Source organism: Pseudomonas sp. LFM046 (assembly GCF_000949385.2).
Classification (GTDB): Bacteria; Pseudomonadota; Gammaproteobacteria; order Pseudomonadales; family Pseudomonadaceae; genus Metapseudomonas.
The window spans coordinates 2,014,178-2,029,561 of record NZ_JYKO02000001.1 but is presented as its reverse complement, the minus strand read 5'-3'; the positions used below and the strand labels follow the sequence as shown (position 1 = coordinate 2,029,561).

Here is a 15,384-nt window from a genome sequence, read left to right as displayed (position 1 = left end):
GGGCCCTGTGACATCAGACGGTAACCGAATCAGCGGAAGATTCGGTTCCAGACATCAATGCAGGACGCGTGGACCTTCGTTGTGGTCCATCTCGCCTTCGGCCAGACGACCGGCCATCTGAACGCCAACATTCAGCATGGCTTTGGCCACTTCCAAGTGATGTCCTTGAAGGAAGGCCTTGGCGTCGGAGGAGAAATCCAGCGTCACCAACACCTCCTCGTCCTCAGCCCGGCGCAGGATGATGCGCCCGTCAGGCAGCTCGACTATTTCAAGAAAGGACGTAGGCATAGGTTCAGATCTCCACGAAAGGCGGCCATTGTAACAGCGCGCCGCCACTACGCCCTAGCCCGTCGATCACATCAGCATTCGCTGAGGCTTTCTCGGAATCGGAGCGCAAGGGATTTCAGATTCTGCCGCCAGGATTCCAGAGTCTCGCGAGACAGCGGAGCCTCCTCCTCTTCAACGCTAACCGCGCTGATCAGCGGCAAGGTCGGATCCACCTTGGCCTGCTTCGGCGCCTGCGGCGGCTGGAACAGGGCTCGATAGGCGGCGAGCAGTTCCGCCAACCAGGTTTCGCTCTGCTGAGCCAGCTCCACCAGCTCCGCCAGCTCGGGGCTGGGGGCGGAAGCCAGCATTTCTGGAGTCAGAAGCAGCTCGACTCGCGGCGCATTGGCCTCGGGAAGGCGGTAGTAACCGGCAATCTCGTGGCAGAGACCAAGCAAAGCGCCGTAGAGGTGGAAGAGCGATGACTCACGCTCAGACTGCACCAGCGCCTGGGCATTCATCGCCCTACCCTCTTCAGCCTTGCGCCAGGACTCCAGCGACAAGCCGGCGAAGAAGAGTTTCTGGTTGGTGCGGGTATAAAGCTCATGGGCCATGACGGCGCCCTCCACAGGTGACTCGGCCAGTATATGCGCGCCCGCGGCCGGGCGCGCAGCAGTCGGTCAGCGCTTGTCTTCCACCTTCCACTTGCCGCCATCATAGAAGGCGCGCCAGCCGGTGGGCTTACCGTCAACTTCGGTCTGCACATACTGCTCCTTGGTCTTGCGGCTGAAGCGGATCACGGCCGGACGGCCTTCGGGATCCTTCTTCGGAGCCTCCAGGAGGTAGTGGTACTTGGCGTCCAGTTCGTCCTTGTGCGGGATCAGCTCCTGCACCAGCGGAGCACGGGTCTCGCGGTTCTTCGGGAACTGGCTGGCAGCCAGGAACAGGCCGGAAGCACCGTCGCGCAGGACATAGATGTCGTCCACCTTCTCGCACTTGAGTTCAGGCATGCGAATAGGGTCGATCTTCGGCGGCGCCGCCTCACCGCTCTTCAGCAGTTTGCGGGTGTTCTTGCAGCTCGCGTTGGTGCAGCCGAAGAATTTGCCGAAGCGGCCGGTTTTCAGCTGCATCTCGCTGCCACACTTGTCGCACTCCAGGCTCGGGCCTTCGTAGCCCTTGATGCGGTACTGACCCTGCTCGATCTCGTAGCCCGAGCAATCCGGGTTATTGCCACAGATGTGGAGCTTGCGAGTCTCGTCCAGCAGGTAGGCATCCATCGCCGTGGAGCAAATCGGGCAGCGATGCTTGCCGCGCAGCACGCGGGATTCGGATTCACCCTCATCATCCGCTGCGATTTCGTCGCCCGGCACCAGGTTGATGGTGGCCTTGCAGCGTTCTTTCGGCGGCAGGCTGTAGCCGGAGCAACCCAGGAACACGCCGGTGGACGCGGTGCGGATCATCATCGGCCGGCCACATTCACGGCACGCAATGTCGGTCAGGGTCGGCTGATTGGCACGCATGCCCTTGTCGGTGCCTTCGGCCAACTCCAGCTTCTTCTTGAAGTCGCCGTAGAACTCGTCCAGCAGGTGCTTCCAGTCACGCTCGCCCTGGGCGACATCGTCCAGGTGCTCTTCCATACCGGCGGTAAAGCCGTAGTCCATCAGGTTGGCAAAGCTTTCATTCAGGCGCTCAGTGACGATATCGCCCATTTTCTCCGCGTAGAAACGACGGTTATGGACGGTGACATAGCCACGTTCCTGAATGGTGGAAATGATCGCCGCGTAGGTGGACGGACGACCGATGCCGCGCTTTTCCAACTCCTTGACCAGGCTGGCTTCGGAGTAGCGTGCCGGGGGCTTGGTGAAGTGCTGGCTGGGCTCCAGTTGCAGCAGCTTGAGCAGCTCGCCTTCGCTCATTTCCGGCAGGACGTCGTCCTCGCCCGGCTTGCTTTGCTGCGGCAGCACGCGGGTGTAGCCGTCGAACTTGAGGATGCGGCCCTTGGCACGCAGTTCGAAAGCGCCGGCGGTGACGCTGACGTTGGTAGACAGATACTCAGCCGGCGGCATCTGGCAAGCCACGAACTGGCGCCAGATCAGGTCATACAGGCGCTCGGCGTCACGCTCCATGCCAGACAACTGGTTGGGACGCAGGTTGACGTCGGAGGGGCGAATCGCCTCGTGAGCCTCCTGGGCGCCTTCCTTGCTGGAATAGACGTTCGGCTTGGCCGGCAGGTATTTCTGACCGAACTCGCCCTCGATGAAACCGCGCACCATGCCAATGGCGTCAGCCGAGAGGTTGGTCGAGTCGGTACGCATATAGGTGATGTAGCCGGCCTCGTAGAGGCGCTGGGCCATCATCATGGTCTTCTTCACCCCGAAGCCCAGGCGGTTGCTCGCTGCCTGCTGCAGGGTAGAGGTAATGAAGGGTGCAGAAGGACGGCTGGAAGTGGGCTTGTCCTCGCGCTTGGCCACCGTGTAGGCGGACGACTTGAGCTTTTCCAGGGCCGCCATGGCCTGGGCTTCGTTCAGCGGCTTGAAGGCCTCGCCATTCTCGCGGGCCACTTCGAAGCGCACCTTGGCGCCTTTGCCGGTACCGAGGTCAGCGTGTACTTCCCAGTACTCTTCCGGCACGAAGGCACGGATCTCGCGTTCGCGCTCCACCACCAGCTTCACCGCCACCGACTGCACGCGGCCGGCAGACAGGCCACGGGCGATCTTCTGCCAGAGCAGCGGCGAAACCATGTAACCCACCACCCGATCGAGGAAGCGGCGGGCCTGCTGGGCATTGACGCGGTTGATGTCGAGTTCGCCAGGCTGGGAGAAGGCCTCCTGAATGGCCTTCTTGGTGATCTCGTTGAACACCACACGCTTGTAACGATCATCATCGCCACCGATGGATTCCCGCAGGTGCCAGGCGATGGCCTCCCCTTCGCGGTCCAAGTCGGTTGCGAGATAGATGGTGTCGGCATCCTTGGCCAGACGGCGCAGTTCGTCGATCACCTTTTCCTTGCCGGGCAGGATCTCGTACTTGGCCTTCCAGCCGTGCTCGGGGTCAACGCCCATCCGCGCGACCAGCTGACGCTTGGCCTTTTCCTTCGCGGACAGCGCCGGAGCCTCGGCAGCGGCCTTGCCGCGCTTGGCCGGCTCCTTGCTGGTACTGGCCGAACCGCTGGTAGGCAGGTCACGGATATGGCCGATGCTCGACTTCACCACGTACTGGCTGCCCAGATACTTGTTGATGGTCTTGGCCTTTGCCGGGGATTCCACGATGACCAGCGATTTGCCCATGGATCGGTGTGTTCCTGAATAAAAAATGTAAAAGGCGGGAGCCGCCTGTCGCGGCACCGCTATATATAGTGGCCGGCGCAGCGCGGTCAAGCGCGCCCCGGACAGCCCCTCTGGTGATCAGGGCTTCGGAAAGGGGTTCGACTCGGCGCTCATCAGTGCGAAGCGTGCGATCTGCTCGCCATCCACCTGGACAGTCTCGGTGAACATGCTGAGCGGACGCACCCAGAGGCCGTATTCGCCGTAGAGGGCCTGGTAGACCACCAGTTCTTCCTCTGTCTCGGAATGCCGCGCAACACCGATTACCCGGTATTGCTGACCTTTGTAGTGACGATAGAGACCCGGTTGCAGGCTCATGATTGCCTCACAGTGATGAATGCAGGCTATCCCGCAAAGGTTGCGCATGGTGCCGTGTGAATCAGCCCGAAGCCAGCCCTTGCACGAAATTTCCTGCGATGGTTCTCCACATGAAAGCAAAAACCGGGGCACTGGGCCCCGGTTTTCTCATCTGTCTTACGCTCAGACGCGCTCGAAGATGGTGGTAATGCCCTGGCCAAGGCCCACGCACATGGTGGACACGCCCAGGGTACCGCCGTTCTGCTTCATCACGTTCAGCAGGGTACCGGAGATACGGGCACCGGAGCAGCCGAACGGGTGACCCAGAGCGATGGCGCCGCCGTGCAGGTTGACCTTCTGCTCCATCTTGTCGAGAAGCTTGAGGTCCTTCAGCACCGGCAGGGCCTGGGCAGCGAAGGCTTCGTTCAGCTCAACGAAGTCGATGTCGTCAATGGTCAGGCCAGCACGCTGGAGGGCCTTCTTGGTGGACGGAACCGGACCGTAGCCCATGATCGCCGGGTCGACGCCGGCCACCGCCATGGCGCGAACCACGGCCATCGGCTGAATGCCCAGGTCCTGGGCACGCTGGGCGCTCATCACGATCATGCAGGAAGCGCCATCGGTGATCTGCGAGGACGTGCCCGCGGTCACGGTGCCGCCTTTCGGGTTGAACGCCGGCTTCAGGGAAGCCAGGCCTTCCAGGGTGGTTTCCGGACGAATGGTTTCGTCGAAGTCGAACACCTTCAGGAAACCGTTCTCGTCGTAGCCCTGCATCGGGATGATTTCATCCTTGAACTTGCCTTCGACGGTGGCCTTGTGCGCCAGCTGGTGCGAACGCACACCGAACTGGTCCTGGGCTTCACGGGTAATGCCGTGCATCTTGCCCAGCATTTCGGCGGTCAGGCCCATCATGCCGGACGCCTTGGCGGCGTACAGGGACAGGTGCGGGTTCGGATCAACGCCGTGCATCATGCCGACGTGGCCCATGTGCTCCACGCCACCGACCACGAATACGTCGCCGTTGCCGGTCTGGATGGCCTGCACGGCGGTGTGCAAGGCGCTCATGGAGGAACCGCACAGACGGCTGACGGTCTGGCCGGCGCTGGTGTGGGGGATCTGGGTCATCAGCGACGCCATGCGCGCGATGTTCCAGCCCTGTTCCAGGGTCTGGTTCACACAGCCCCAGATCACGTCCTCGACTTCCGCCGGGTCGACCTTGGTGTTGCGCTCCAGCAGCTTGCTGATCAGGTGGGCCGACATGTCTTCGGCGCGGGTGTTGCGGTGCATGCCACCCTTGGAGCGACCCATCGGGGTGCGGCCGAAGTCGACAATGACTGCATCTCTAGGATTCAGGCTCATATTCTTCACTCTCGCTCAATTAGCCGAAAAACTTCTGGCCGTTCTTGGCCATTTCGCGAAGCTTGGCGGTCGGGTGGTACAGCGCGCCCAGGTCGGCGTACTTGTCGGCAATGGCAACGAACTCCGCCACGCCGATGCTATCGATGTAGCGCAGCGCACCACCGCGGAAGGGCGGGAAGCCGATGCCGTAGATCAGGCCCATGTCGGCCTCGGCAGCAGTCGATACGATGCCGTCTTCCAGGCAGCGCACGGTTTCCAGGCACAGCGGGATCATCATGAAGTTGATGATGTCCTCGTCGGTCAGCTCACGCTGCTCCTTGACGATCGGCTTCAGCACTTCATAGGCGACCGGGTCGGAGACCTTCTTCGGCTTGCCGCGCTTGTCCATCTCGTAGGCGTAGAAGCCCTTGCCGTTCTTCTGGCCCAGGCGATTGGCTTCGTACATCACGTCAACGGCAGTCTTGCCCTCGACAGCCATGCGATCCGGGAAGCCTTCGGCCATCACGTCACGGCCGTGGTGGCCGGTGTCGATGCCGACCACGTCGGACAGGTAGGCCGGGCCCATGGGCCAGCCGAACTTCTCCATGACCTTGTCGATGCGAACGAAGTCGACACCCAGTTCCAGCAGCTTGGCGAAGCCGCCGAAGTACGGGAACAGCACGCGGTTCACCAGGAAGCCGGGGCAGTCGTTCACCACGATCGGGTTCTTGCCCATCTTCTTGGCGTAGGCGACGGTAGTGGCCACGGCCACATCGCTGGACTTCTCACCACGGATCACTTCCACCAGCGGCATCATGTGCACGGGGTTGAAGAAGTGCATGCCGACGAAGTTCTCCGGACGCTTCAGGGCCTGGGCCAGGTAGCTGATGGAGATGGTGGAGGTGTTGGAAGCGATGATCGCGTCTTCGCGAACATGGCCTTCCACTTCGGCCAGCACGGCGTGCTTGACCTTCGGGTTCTCGACCACGGCTTCGACCACGATGTCGACGTGACCGAAATCGCCGTAGGACATGGTCGGGCGGATGGCAGTCAGGGCCTCGGCCATCTTCTCGGGCTTCATCCGGCCCTTCTCGACGCGCTTGCCAAGCAGCTTGGAAGCTTCTTTCAGGCCCATTTGGATACCCTCTTCGCGGATATCCTTCATCAGGATCGGAGTGCCCTTGGAGGCGGACTGGTAGGCGATGCCGCCACCCATGATGCCGGCGCCCAGAACAGCGGCCAGCTTCACGTCGCGGGCGATTTCGTCGTGGTCCTTGGCCTTCTTCTTCAGTTCCTGGTCGTTCAGGAACAGACCGATCAGGCTGGTGGCAACCGAAGTCTTGGCCAGCTTGACGAAGCCGGCGGCTTCCACTTCCAGCGCCTTGTCGCGGCCGAAGTTGGAGGCTTTCTGGATGGTCTTGATGGCTTCGACCGGAGCCGGATAGTTCGGGCCGGCCTGACCAGCGACGAAGCCTTTGGCGGTTTCGAAGGCCATCATCTGCTCGATGGCGTTCAGCTTGAGCTTTTCCAGCTTCGGCTGACGCTTGGCCTTATAGTCCAGCTCGCCGGAAATGGCGCGCTTGACCAGGTCCAGCGCACCGGCCTGGAGCAGTTCGGGAGCGACCACGGCGTCAACAGCGCCGACCTTCAGGGCGTCCTCGGCACGGTTCTCCTTGCCGGAGGCGATCCACTCGATGGCGTTGTCCACGCCGATCAGACGCGGCAGGCGCACAGTGCCGCCGAAGCCCGGGTAGATGCCCAGCTTGACTTCCGGCAGGCCGATCTTGGCGGTGGTGCTCATCACGCGGTAGTCAGCCGCCAGGCACATTTCCAGGCCGCCACCCAGAGCAATACCGTTGATCGCGGCAACGGTGGGGACTTCGAGGTCTTCGAAGGCACTGAAGATCTTGTTGGCTTCGAGGTTGCCAGCCATCAGCTCTTCGTCGGGCATCTGGAAGTTGTCGACGAATTCAGTGATATCGGCACCGACGATGAAGACGTCCTTGCCACTGCTGACGATTACGCCCTTGACCGAAGCATCGTTCTTGATGGCTACAACTGCTTCCTGCAGTTCGTTGAGGGTGAGACGGTTGAATTTATTGACGGACTCACCCTTGAGGTCGAATTTCAGTTCGACGATACCGCCCTCAAGAGCCTTAACCGTGATGGCTTTACCTTCGTAAATCATCAACTGATCTCCACGGTTTGGGAAACTGGACTGTACGCATCGGAGCCTACCGGCGGACTCGCCCCCGGCGCTGCCGGAGCATAGTCCCGATCGGTAGGGCACACCCGCCGACACGATATTCGGGCCGTATGATTGGAAATGTCATACAAGACAAACGCTCGATTCATACGCCCGTTTGATTTGGGTGAGGCGAGATTCAGGGAAAAGTCCGCGCTTGTCAATCTCGCAGCGTGACCGACCGGCCACGAAAAAACCGCCCTGAGCCCGGCCTCACAGCGCGCCGCACAAGGAGATGCACGTAAATTCACGGGGACGATGGCACCCCATCACCAACGCCACTGGCACTCAAATGATTCCCTGGAGGGCCGCTGGCAAATTGCCTTTTCCGCGGGTACATTCGTGCCACTCGAGCCGTCAGGACTCGGGCGCCAAAACAACAACAATCAAGGCCAATGGCCCACGGAGAAGCGCCAATGTCGAGCCGCCTGCTTGCCATGCTGCTGGGTACCCTGCTCACTCTTCCCACGCTCGCCAGCACCCCGCCCGCCCCCTCGGCGGACAGCCTCCTCAAGCTCCACCAGATGCGCCTCGCCGCCCAGCGCAGCCTTGGCGACTTCTATATGTACAACGGCATGGAAGGCGACCAGCGCTACGCTCGCCTGATCGATGAATCGACGCAGACGGCCGACGCCCGCCTCAATGAACTGGGCGAGATGCCCGGAGAAGCCTCCAAGGCCCTGCACGCCCAGTTGGTGCAGGAATGGCAGAGCTACCACAGCGAACTGAGCGGCCTGGTCATCTCCCTCAAGCAGAAGGGTTACACCGACCTGCAACCGGTGGCGGACCTGACCGAGCGCAACAAGCGCCTTCTGGAGCTCTCCAACGAGCTATACGCGAAGATCCAGCAGGAAGGCGCTGCCCAGGTCCCACCCCTGACCCAGCGCAGCCGAGACCAGAGCCTGCTGATGCAGACCATCGCCGTGGACTACGCCTCTCGTAGCGCATCCATCGGCGGCAGTTTCATGGGGAGCAATGGCAGCAAGGCCATCGACGAACTGGCCGGCGAATTCGCCAGCCAACTGGCCAGCCTGGAAAAGGCCCCGCAGAACACGCCGGAGATCCGCCAGGCACTGGATGGCATCAGCACCAAGTGGCGCTATATCGAGAAATCGCTGAAGAACTACAACGAGAAGAGCGTGCCGTTCCTCATCAACAAGTACTCAGACCGCATCATTGACGGCCTCGAAGACGTTTCCGCCCGCTATTCGGCCGTCCAGAGCTGAACCGACAGCACCCGGCGCGACGGCACACCCGCCGCGCCCTCCCCTCAAGCCAGCGCCTTGAGCGTCGCAGCGATACGCTGCAGGTCGTCGACCGTGCCGCGCTCCCCCCAATAGAGGGCGATCATCTGCGAACTCGCCTCCACCTTGTAGACATCCTTCGGCAGCCCGGCCAGGTGGGCCAGCACAGCCTCGTCTTCACAAGGTTCGCGCCACTGGTTCAGCCAGATGCCTGGCTCGTTCTGCCAGTAGCACCACGCCTCGCGCCCGCGAAGCCGGGGACGGTGATACTGGGCACAGGAATGCGGCGGCTCCTGCGCCAGCCAGTGGGGCCAGTCCTGGCGCGACAGCTGCATGGCAAGCCCCATCCGCCGCGCTTCCAGGCGCAACTCCATGCGCCCCCGCTGGCCCTTGGACGGCACCAGCCAGACCAAGGGGCTGAGTACCGCCAGGAGAAGCAAGAGGACGATCCAGAGGGTCATAAGGGTTATCCCTGCGCAAAAGCCTGTGTTAAACGATTCGGAAAGCCATACTTGTGATCATGCGTAGCCTTAAGGAGGAGTCACCCATGCCCTACCAGCACATACTGGTCGCTGTCGACCTGACCGATGAATGCCATCCGGTGGTGCGTCGTGCCCAGTCGCTGGCCCAGGCCAGCAATGCCAAGCTTTCGCTGGTGCACATTGTCGAGCCGATGGCCATGGCCTTCGGCGGCGACGTGCCCATGGATCTCTCGATGCTTCAGCAGCAGCAATTCGAACAGGCCCGCGAGCGGCTTCAGACCTTCGCTGGCATCTACTCCGAGCTGACTGCCGACCAGCGCCACCTGGCCTACGGCCAACCACGCCAGGAAATCCACCGCCTCGCCGAGGAACAGGGCTGCGACCTGATCGTGGTCGGCAGCCATGGCCGCCACGGCCTCGCCCTGCTGCTCGGCTCCACCGCCAACGACGTCTTGCACGGCGCGCCTTGCGACGTGCTGGCAGTACGTCTGAAAAAAACTGAATAAATAGAGGAAAACAGCGGGCGAGGGCTTCAGTCGAAGCCTTCGCCCGCGCTCATCACCAGCGGCCGGATCTTCTGCAACTGGGTTTCCAGCGAGTAGGTCATGCTGGAAGCCATGGAGAAGAAGGTCAGGAAGGCCTTGAGATTGGAATCGCCTTCGCAGGTATCGTGGATACGCTGCCAGAAGGCCTGGTTGACCAGCTGCAACTGCTGGAACAGCCGCACCAGCCCCTTCAGCTCCCAGTCCGCATGGCGTCCTTCGCGGAAGTTGAAATACTGCCGCGCCAGGTAGAGCGATACCGCCCGCAGAATGAACTCCTGGTTGCTGGCAAACGGCAGGTGCTGATGGGCCATCGGCTTGAGCTTGCCCAGCACCGGGCAGGCGCTGGTGGCCATGATCACGCCCAGCAGGGCCCGCAGGCCCTCTTCCAACCCCACCACCTTGGTGTACTCACGCTCCGGGGTACGCACCCAGACATTCACCTTCTTGAAGGCCGGCAAGCCCTGGAAGTCCTCGATCACCCGGTGCAGGTCCACCGCCGCCGGACAATGGGTGTGGGTTTCCGTGCGAAGCGGACAATTGCTGCACTGCTGGTGCTCCAGGCGCGTCCACTTCGGCGCATTGGCCGCGCGGTCCTGGTCGTACTCACGGTCCAGTTCGATGCGATAGCTGAACTCGTGCACATCATCCAAGCGGATGCGATATTCGATGGCCATGGGCTCTCCGGCTCACTCCCTCAACTGTCTTCCAGCTCCGCCCAACGCTCGATCAGGCGGTCCAGTTCCTTCTGCAAGTCGTCCAGACGCTCCAGTACCACGCGGGTCTGCTCCGGCGGGCGCTGATAGAAGGCCGGATCGGAGATCTCCTCCTGCACCTTCGCCTGCTCCGCCTCAAGCGCCTCGATCTGTCCCGGAATGGCCTCCAGTTCGCGTTGCAATTTGTAGCTCAATTTCTTCTTCGACGCTTCAGCGGTAGCCGCCCTGGCGACAGGGGCCGGCTCCGCAGCCTTGGGCGCCTCGGCTTTGGCCTCGCGGTTCTCACCCACACCCAGCAGGCGCGGCGAGCCGCCCTGACGCAGCCAGTCCTGGTAGCCGCCGACGTACTCGCGCACTCGGCCCTGGCCCTCGAACACCAGCGTGCTGGTGACCACGTTGTCGAGGAAGGCCCGGTCGTGGCTGACCATCAGCACGGTGCCGGGGAAACTCAGCAGCACTTCTTCCAGCAGCTCCAGCGTTTCCACGTCCAGGTCGTTGGTCGGTTCGTCCAACACCAACAGGTTGGCCGGCTTGCTGAACAGCTTGGCCAGCAACAGTCGTGCCCGCTCACCACCCGACAGCGCCTTGACCGGCGTACGCGCCCGCTGCGGGCTGAACAGGAAGTCCCCGAGATAGCTCAGGACATGGCGGTTCTGGCCATCGATGGTGATGAACTCACGGCCTTCGGCCAGGTTGTCGATCACGGTCTTCTCAAGGTCGAGCTGGTGACGCAACTGGTCGAAATACGCCACTTCCAGTTTGGTTCCGACCTCGATGCTGCCGCTGGTGGGCTGGAGGTCGCCCAGCAGCAGCTTGAGCAGCGTGGTCTTGCCGGTGCCGTTGGCACCCAGCAGGCCGATGCGGTCGGAACGCTGCAGCACCAGGTTGAAATCACGAATCAGCGGCTCGCCACCCGCATGGGCGAAGCTGACGTTCTCCGCCACCATCACCTGCTTGCCGGACTTGTCCGCCGCTTCCAGCTGGAAAGTCGCCTTGCCCTGGCGCTCGCGGCGTTCGGCACGCTCGACGCGCATGGCCTTGAGGGCGCGGACCCGGCCTTCGTTACGGGTACGACGGGCCTTGATGCCCTGACGAATCCAGACTTCTTCCTGCGCCAGGCGCTTGTCGAACAAGGCGTTGGCCGCCTCTTCGGCCGCCAGTTGCTGCTCCTTGTGCACCAGGAAGCTGGCGTAGTCGCCGTTCCAGTCGATCAAATGGCCGCGATCCAGCTCGAGGATGCGAGTGGCCAGGTTCTGCAGGAAGGAACGGTCGTGGGTGATGAACAGCACGGCACCGTTGAAGCCCAGCAGGGCCTCTTCCAGCCAGGCGATGGCGCCGATGTCCAGGTGGTTGGTGGGCTCGTCCAGCAACAGCAGGTCGGGTTCGGCCACCAGGGCCTGGGCCAGCAGTACACGACGGCGCCAGCCACCGGACAGCTCGGCGAGGGTCTTGTCCGCCGGCAGCTGCAGGCGGCTCAGGGTACTGTCCACCAGCTGCTGCAAGCGCCAGCCGTCGCGGGCTTCCAGCTCCTGCTGGACACGGGTCAGCTTGGTCAGGTCGGAGTCGGACTGGATGTGCTGGCTGAGGTGATGGTATTCGGCGAGCAGCGCGCCGACTTCCGCCAGGCCCTCGGCCACCACATCGAACACGGTACGGTCGTCGGCGAGCGGCAGCTCCTGGGGCAGTTCGCCGATCTTCAGCGTCGGGGCGCGCCAGATCTCGCCGTCATCGGCGAACTGGTCGCCTTTGACCAGGCGCAGCAGGCTGGACTTGCCGGTACCGTTGCGGCCGATGATGCACACCCGCTCGCCACGGGCGATCTGCCAGGACACCTTATCCAACAGCGGCATGGCGCCGTAGGCGAGGGATACGTCGGTGAACTTGAGCAGTGTCATGGGTGGCCTCCTGAATCAGGGCGCGCATTCTACCCGACTTGCCGCCCCGACTCCCGGCCATTTTTTCCAGCGTTTTCCCAAGCTGGCCCAATGCTTTAACCGCCTCGGCCTAACGGCTAAGCTAGGCGCTATTCGATGCCCGCAACGGGGCATTCACCTCGAAATATCTGCCCCACGGAAGTGTCATGCGCGGTCGTCTGCTCAGCCTGTTGTCCTGTCTGCTCCTCTCCACGGTCGGCCTGGAAGCCGCCCAGGCCGCCTCGGTCCCCCTTGCCCAGCAACGCGTGATGTACGACGAGGCCAAGCGCGCCCTGGAAAAGGGCGACTCCGGCCCCTACCAGCGTTACGCCGGCGCCCTGCGCGACTACCCCCTGGAGCCCTACCTCGCCTACGACGAGCTGACCGCCCGTCTGAAATGGGCGAGCAACGAAGAAATCGAAAAATTCCTCGCCGAACACGGTGACCTGCCCCAGGCCGGCTGGATGAAATTGCGCTGGCTGCGCTGGCTGGCCGAACGCGGCGAGTGGCAGACCTTCGCCAACTATTACGACCCCAAGCTCAACTTCACCGAGTTGGACTGCCTGTTCGGCCAGTACCAGCTCAAGCACGGCATGAAGAAGGAAGGCTACGCCACGGCCAAGAAGCTCTGGCTGGTGGGCAAGTCCCAACCTGACGCGTGCGACGTGCTCTTCAACATGTGGAGCGCCCAGGGCCAACTGACCGAGGAGCTGCGCTGGAAACGCGCCAAGCTGGCCGCCGAAGCACGCAACTATGGCCTGGCCAAGCATCTGGTGAAGACCATGCCGCGCTTCGGCACCCAGGGCGCGCTCATGATCGAAGTGGCGCAGAAGCCCCAGCTGCTGAGCCAGACCGACCGTTTCACCCCGGCGGACCGCTACACGGCTGACGCAGCCGGCCTCGGCCTGCGCCGCCTCGCTCGCCAGGACCCGGAGAAGGCGCTGAGCCTGCTGGAGGTCTATTCCGCCCGCCTGCCCTTCTCCAAGAGCGAGAAAGTGGCCATTGCCCGGGAAATCGGCCTGACCCTGGCCAAGCGCTTCGATTCCCGCGCCCTCAAGGTCATGGCCCAGTACGATCCGGAACTGCGCGACAACACGGTCAGCGAATGGCGCGCGCGCCTGCTGCTGCGTCTGGGACAGTGGCAGGACGCTTACCAGCTGACTCAGCGCATGCCCGCCGACCTGGCCAACACCAACCGCTGGCGCTACTGGCAGGCTCGCAGCCTGCAGTTGGCCCAGCCCGAGAGCCAGCAGCCGATCCCGCTCTACCAGCCCGTGGCCCGCGAGCGCGATTTCTACGGCTTCCTGGCCGCCGACCGCATCCAGGCGCCCTACCAACTGAACAACAAGCCGCTGGTCATCGACCCCAGGGTGATGCAGAAGGTGCGCAACACTGCCGGCATCCGCCGCGCCCTGGAGTTCCATGACCGTGGCGAGATCGTCAACGGCCGCCGCGAGTGGTACCACGTCAGCCGCCTGTTCAACCGTGACGAGCTGGTGGCCCAGGCCAAGATCGCCTACGACCTGGAGTGGTACTTCCCGGCCATTCGCACCATCAGCCAGGCCCAGTACTGGGACGACCTGGACATCCGCTTCCCCATGGCACACCGCTCCACACTGACCCAGCAGGCCAAGATTCGCGGCCTCCATTCCAGCTGGGTCTTCGCCATCACCCGCCAGGAGAGCGCCTTCATGGCGGACGCCCGCTCAGGCGTCGGCGCCATGGGCCTGATGCAGCTGATGCCATCCACCGCCAAGGAAACCGCGCGCAAGTTCGGCATTCCGCTGTCCTCGCCTCAGCAAGCGCTCAACCCCGACATGAACATCCAGCTCGGCGCCGCCTACCTGAGCCAGGTCCACGGCCAGTTCAACGGCAACCGCGTACTCGCATCGGCCGCCTACAACGCCGGCCCCGGGCGCGTACGCCAGTGGCTGAAGGGCGCCAATCACCTGTCCTTCGACGTCTGGGTGGAAACCATTCCGTTCGACGAAACCCGCCAGTACGTGCAAAACGTCCTGTCCTACTCGGTGATCTACGGGCACAAGCTGAATGCTCCGCAGCCCCTGGTGGACTGGCACGAGCGATATTTCGACGATCAGTAAGACATGAAAAAGGGCGCCAATCGGCGCCCTTTCTCGTTGAGTACCACCCGCTTCGAACCGGGCTGAGCTCAGCCCACCAACACGCCTCGCGTCAGTGCCTCACTCCAGGACTTCAATCTCCATCCCCACCTCCAGCACCCCCGTGCCGCGGTTGATCAGGTTCTGCCCGAAGTACACCTCCCCCTCGCGTTCGCGGTAGGTCTTCAGCGTAGTGAGCGGCTCGCGGTCGGCGCTGCGTTCGCCGGTGGCGGGGTCGATGGTGGTGAGGATGCAGCGGCTGCAGCCCTTGGCCACGCTGAATTCGATGTCACCGATGCGGATACGCTTCCAGCTGTCCTCGGCATAGGGGGCGCTGCCCTCCACCACCAGGTTCGGACGGAAGCGCAGCATCTCCAGGGGCCGCCCGACCCGCGCACTGAGGTCCTCCAGGGAAGCCTGGCCGATCAGCAGCAAGGGGAAGCCATCGGCAAAGCCCACCTTTTCCTCGGGCAGAAGGCTGCCGGGAATGTCCCGGGCGCGGTGCTCGGGTACATGCACAAGGCGGCAGGCCTTGCCCAGGAAGCTGCTGAGCCATTCCGCCGCTTCGTCGCCGGCATCCGGCACGACCATGGGAGAACCCCAGACGAAGGTCCCGCGCAGATTGGCATCCGGGGCAGGCAGGGCGACATCGAGAGGCGACAGCCCCTCGGCGCTCAGAGTGAGGCCGCCGGACGTATTCCAGCGGGCGGAAAGCTGAGACATCTGCGCGAAGGCACGCTGAGTCAGGAAACGGCCGTTCTCGGCGTCCACCAGCATCCAGCGGCGATCACCGGCAAGGCCCAGCGCGTCGATCCGGGCGTGCGGCAGGCGTTCGCCAATGGCGGATTTGAGGGGGAAACGGTAGAGGGACGAGAGACGCAACATGGCCAGCTTCCTGTT

13 protein-coding genes are annotated in these 15,384 nt (G+C 63.0%); 3 read left to right on the top strand and 10 right to left on the bottom strand.

Going from position 1 to position 15,384, the window contains the following annotated elements; genetic code table 11:
* Window positions 1-54 precede the first annotated feature (54 nt).
* The 6 genes from TQ98_RS09405 to fadB form a co-directional block, all read right to left on the bottom strand.
* Window positions 55-288, bottom strand: coding sequence for a hypothetical protein (locus TQ98_RS09405; protein ID WP_044875069.1), 234 nt, complete (start codon window positions 286-288; stop codon window positions 55-57).
* A gap of 71 nt (window positions 289-359) precedes the next feature.
* Window positions 360-878, bottom strand: a complete 519-nt coding sequence (locus TQ98_RS09400) for a DUF6586 family protein (RefSeq protein ID WP_044875068.1) — start codon at window positions 876-878, stop codon at window positions 360-362.
* Window positions 879-944: 66 nt separating this feature from the next.
* On the bottom strand, window positions 945-3,551 hold the full coding sequence (gene topA, locus TQ98_RS09395; RefSeq protein ID WP_044875067.1) for a type I DNA topoisomerase: 2,607 nt from the start codon (window positions 3,549-3,551) through the stop codon (window positions 945-947).
* A 117-nt stretch (window positions 3,552-3,668) separates the two neighbouring features.
* Window positions 3,669-3,905 (bottom strand): DUF1653 domain-containing protein, encoded by a 237-nt coding sequence (locus tag TQ98_RS09390; RefSeq protein WP_177410166.1) that lies wholly within the window; start codon window positions 3,903-3,905, stop codon window positions 3,669-3,671.
* 162 nt (window positions 3,906-4,067) lie between these two features.
* A complete protein-coding gene (gene fadA, locus TQ98_RS09385) occupies window positions 4,068-5,243 on the bottom strand; it encodes an acetyl-CoA C-acyltransferase FadA (RefSeq protein WP_044875066.1) in 1,176 nt (391 codons plus the stop codon).
* Between the two features lie 19 nt (window positions 5,244-5,262).
* Window positions 5,263-7,410 (bottom strand): fatty acid oxidation complex subunit alpha FadB, encoded by a 2,148-nt coding sequence (fadB, locus tag TQ98_RS09380; RefSeq protein WP_044875065.1) that lies wholly within the window; start codon window positions 7,408-7,410, stop codon window positions 5,263-5,265.
* 473 nt (window positions 7,411-7,883) lie between these two features.
* Between fadB and TQ98_RS09375 the strand changes: the two genes are divergently transcribed.
* Entirely contained in the window at window positions 7,884-8,693 is an 810-nt protein-coding gene (locus tag TQ98_RS09375) for a F0F1-type ATP synthase subunit beta (protein WP_044875064.1), read from the top strand.
* 44 nt (window positions 8,694-8,737) lie between these two features.
* Here TQ98_RS09375 and TQ98_RS09370 read toward each other — a convergent pair whose 3' ends face one another.
* Window positions 8,738-9,172 (bottom strand): hypothetical protein, encoded by a 435-nt coding sequence (locus TQ98_RS09370; protein WP_044875063.1) that lies wholly within the window; start codon window positions 9,170-9,172, stop codon window positions 8,738-8,740.
* A gap of 86 nt (window positions 9,173-9,258) precedes the next feature.
* Between TQ98_RS09370 and TQ98_RS09365 the strand changes: the two genes are divergently transcribed.
* Window positions 9,259-9,699: a universal stress protein gene (locus TQ98_RS09365; protein WP_044875062.1), complete on the top strand. Its 441-nt coding sequence runs from the start codon at window positions 9,259-9,261 to the stop codon at window positions 9,697-9,699.
* 26 nt (window positions 9,700-9,725) lie between these two features.
* On the opposite strand, the gene TQ98_RS09360 is transcribed toward TQ98_RS09365, so the two are convergent.
* Window positions 9,726-10,412: a hypothetical protein gene (locus tag TQ98_RS09360; RefSeq protein ID WP_044875061.1), complete on the bottom strand. Its 687-nt coding sequence runs from the start codon at window positions 10,410-10,412 to the stop codon at window positions 9,726-9,728.
* Between the two features lie 20 nt (window positions 10,413-10,432).
* On the bottom strand, window positions 10,433-12,346 hold the full coding sequence (locus tag TQ98_RS09355; protein WP_044875060.1) for an ATP-binding cassette domain-containing protein: 1,914 nt from the start codon (window positions 12,344-12,346) through the stop codon (window positions 10,433-10,435).
* 185 nt (window positions 12,347-12,531) lie between these two features.
* Here TQ98_RS09355 and TQ98_RS09350 point away from each other — a divergent pair, with 185 nt between their 5' ends.
* Window positions 12,532-14,466: a transglycosylase SLT domain-containing protein gene (locus TQ98_RS09350; protein ID WP_044875059.1), complete on the top strand. Its 1,935-nt coding sequence runs from the start codon at window positions 12,532-12,534 to the stop codon at window positions 14,464-14,466.
* A 99-nt stretch (window positions 14,467-14,565) separates the two neighbouring features.
* On the opposite strand, the gene TQ98_RS09345 is transcribed toward TQ98_RS09350, so the two are convergent.
* On the bottom strand, window positions 14,566-15,369 hold the full coding sequence (locus TQ98_RS09345) for an MOSC domain-containing protein (protein ID WP_044875058.1): 804 nt from the start codon (window positions 15,367-15,369) through the stop codon (window positions 14,566-14,568).
* Window positions 15,370-15,384: the final 15 nt, after the last annotated feature.

Coding starts and splice junctions, on each gene's coding strand:
- TQ98_RS09345 (WP_044875058.1), bottom strand. CDS start 15,369: ATGTTGCGTCTCTCGTCCCTCTACCGTTTCCCCCTCAAATCCGCCATT.
- TQ98_RS09370 (WP_044875063.1), bottom strand. CDS start 9,172: ATGACCCTCTGGATCGTCCTCTTGCTTCTCCTGGCGGTACTCAGCCCC.
- TQ98_RS09360 (WP_044875061.1), bottom strand. CDS start 10,412: ATGGCCATCGAATATCGCATCCGCTTGGATGATGTGCACGAGTTCAGC.
- fadA (WP_044875066.1), bottom strand. CDS start 5,243: ATGAGCCTGAATCCTAGAGATGCAGTCATTGTCGACTTCGGCCGCACC.
- fadB (WP_044875065.1), bottom strand. CDS start 7,410: ATGATTTACGAAGGTAAAGCCATCACGGTTAAGGCTCTTGAGGGCGGT.
- TQ98_RS09405 (WP_044875069.1), bottom strand. CDS start 288: ATGCCTACGTCCTTTCTTGAAATAGTCGAGCTGCCTGACGGGCGCATC.
- TQ98_RS09355 (WP_044875060.1), bottom strand. CDS start 12,346: ATGACACTGCTCAAGTTCACCGACGTATCCCTCGCCTACGGCGCCATG.
- TQ98_RS09390 (WP_177410166.1), bottom strand. CDS start 3,905: ATGAGCCTGCAACCGGGTCTCTATCGTCACTACAAAGGTCAGCAATAC.
- TQ98_RS09350 (WP_044875059.1), top strand. CDS start 12,532: ATGCGCGGTCGTCTGCTCAGCCTGTTGTCCTGTCTGCTCCTCTCCACG.
- TQ98_RS09375 (WP_044875064.1), top strand. CDS start 7,884: ATGTCGAGCCGCCTGCTTGCCATGCTGCTGGGTACCCTGCTCACTCTT.
- topA (WP_044875067.1), bottom strand. CDS start 3,551: ATGGGCAAATCGCTGGTCATCGTGGAATCCCCGGCAAAGGCCAAGACC.
- TQ98_RS09400 (WP_044875068.1), bottom strand. CDS start 878: ATGGCCCATGAGCTTTATACCCGCACCAACCAGAAACTCTTCTTCGCC.
- TQ98_RS09365 (WP_044875062.1), top strand. CDS start 9,259: ATGCCCTACCAGCACATACTGGTCGCTGTCGACCTGACCGATGAATGC.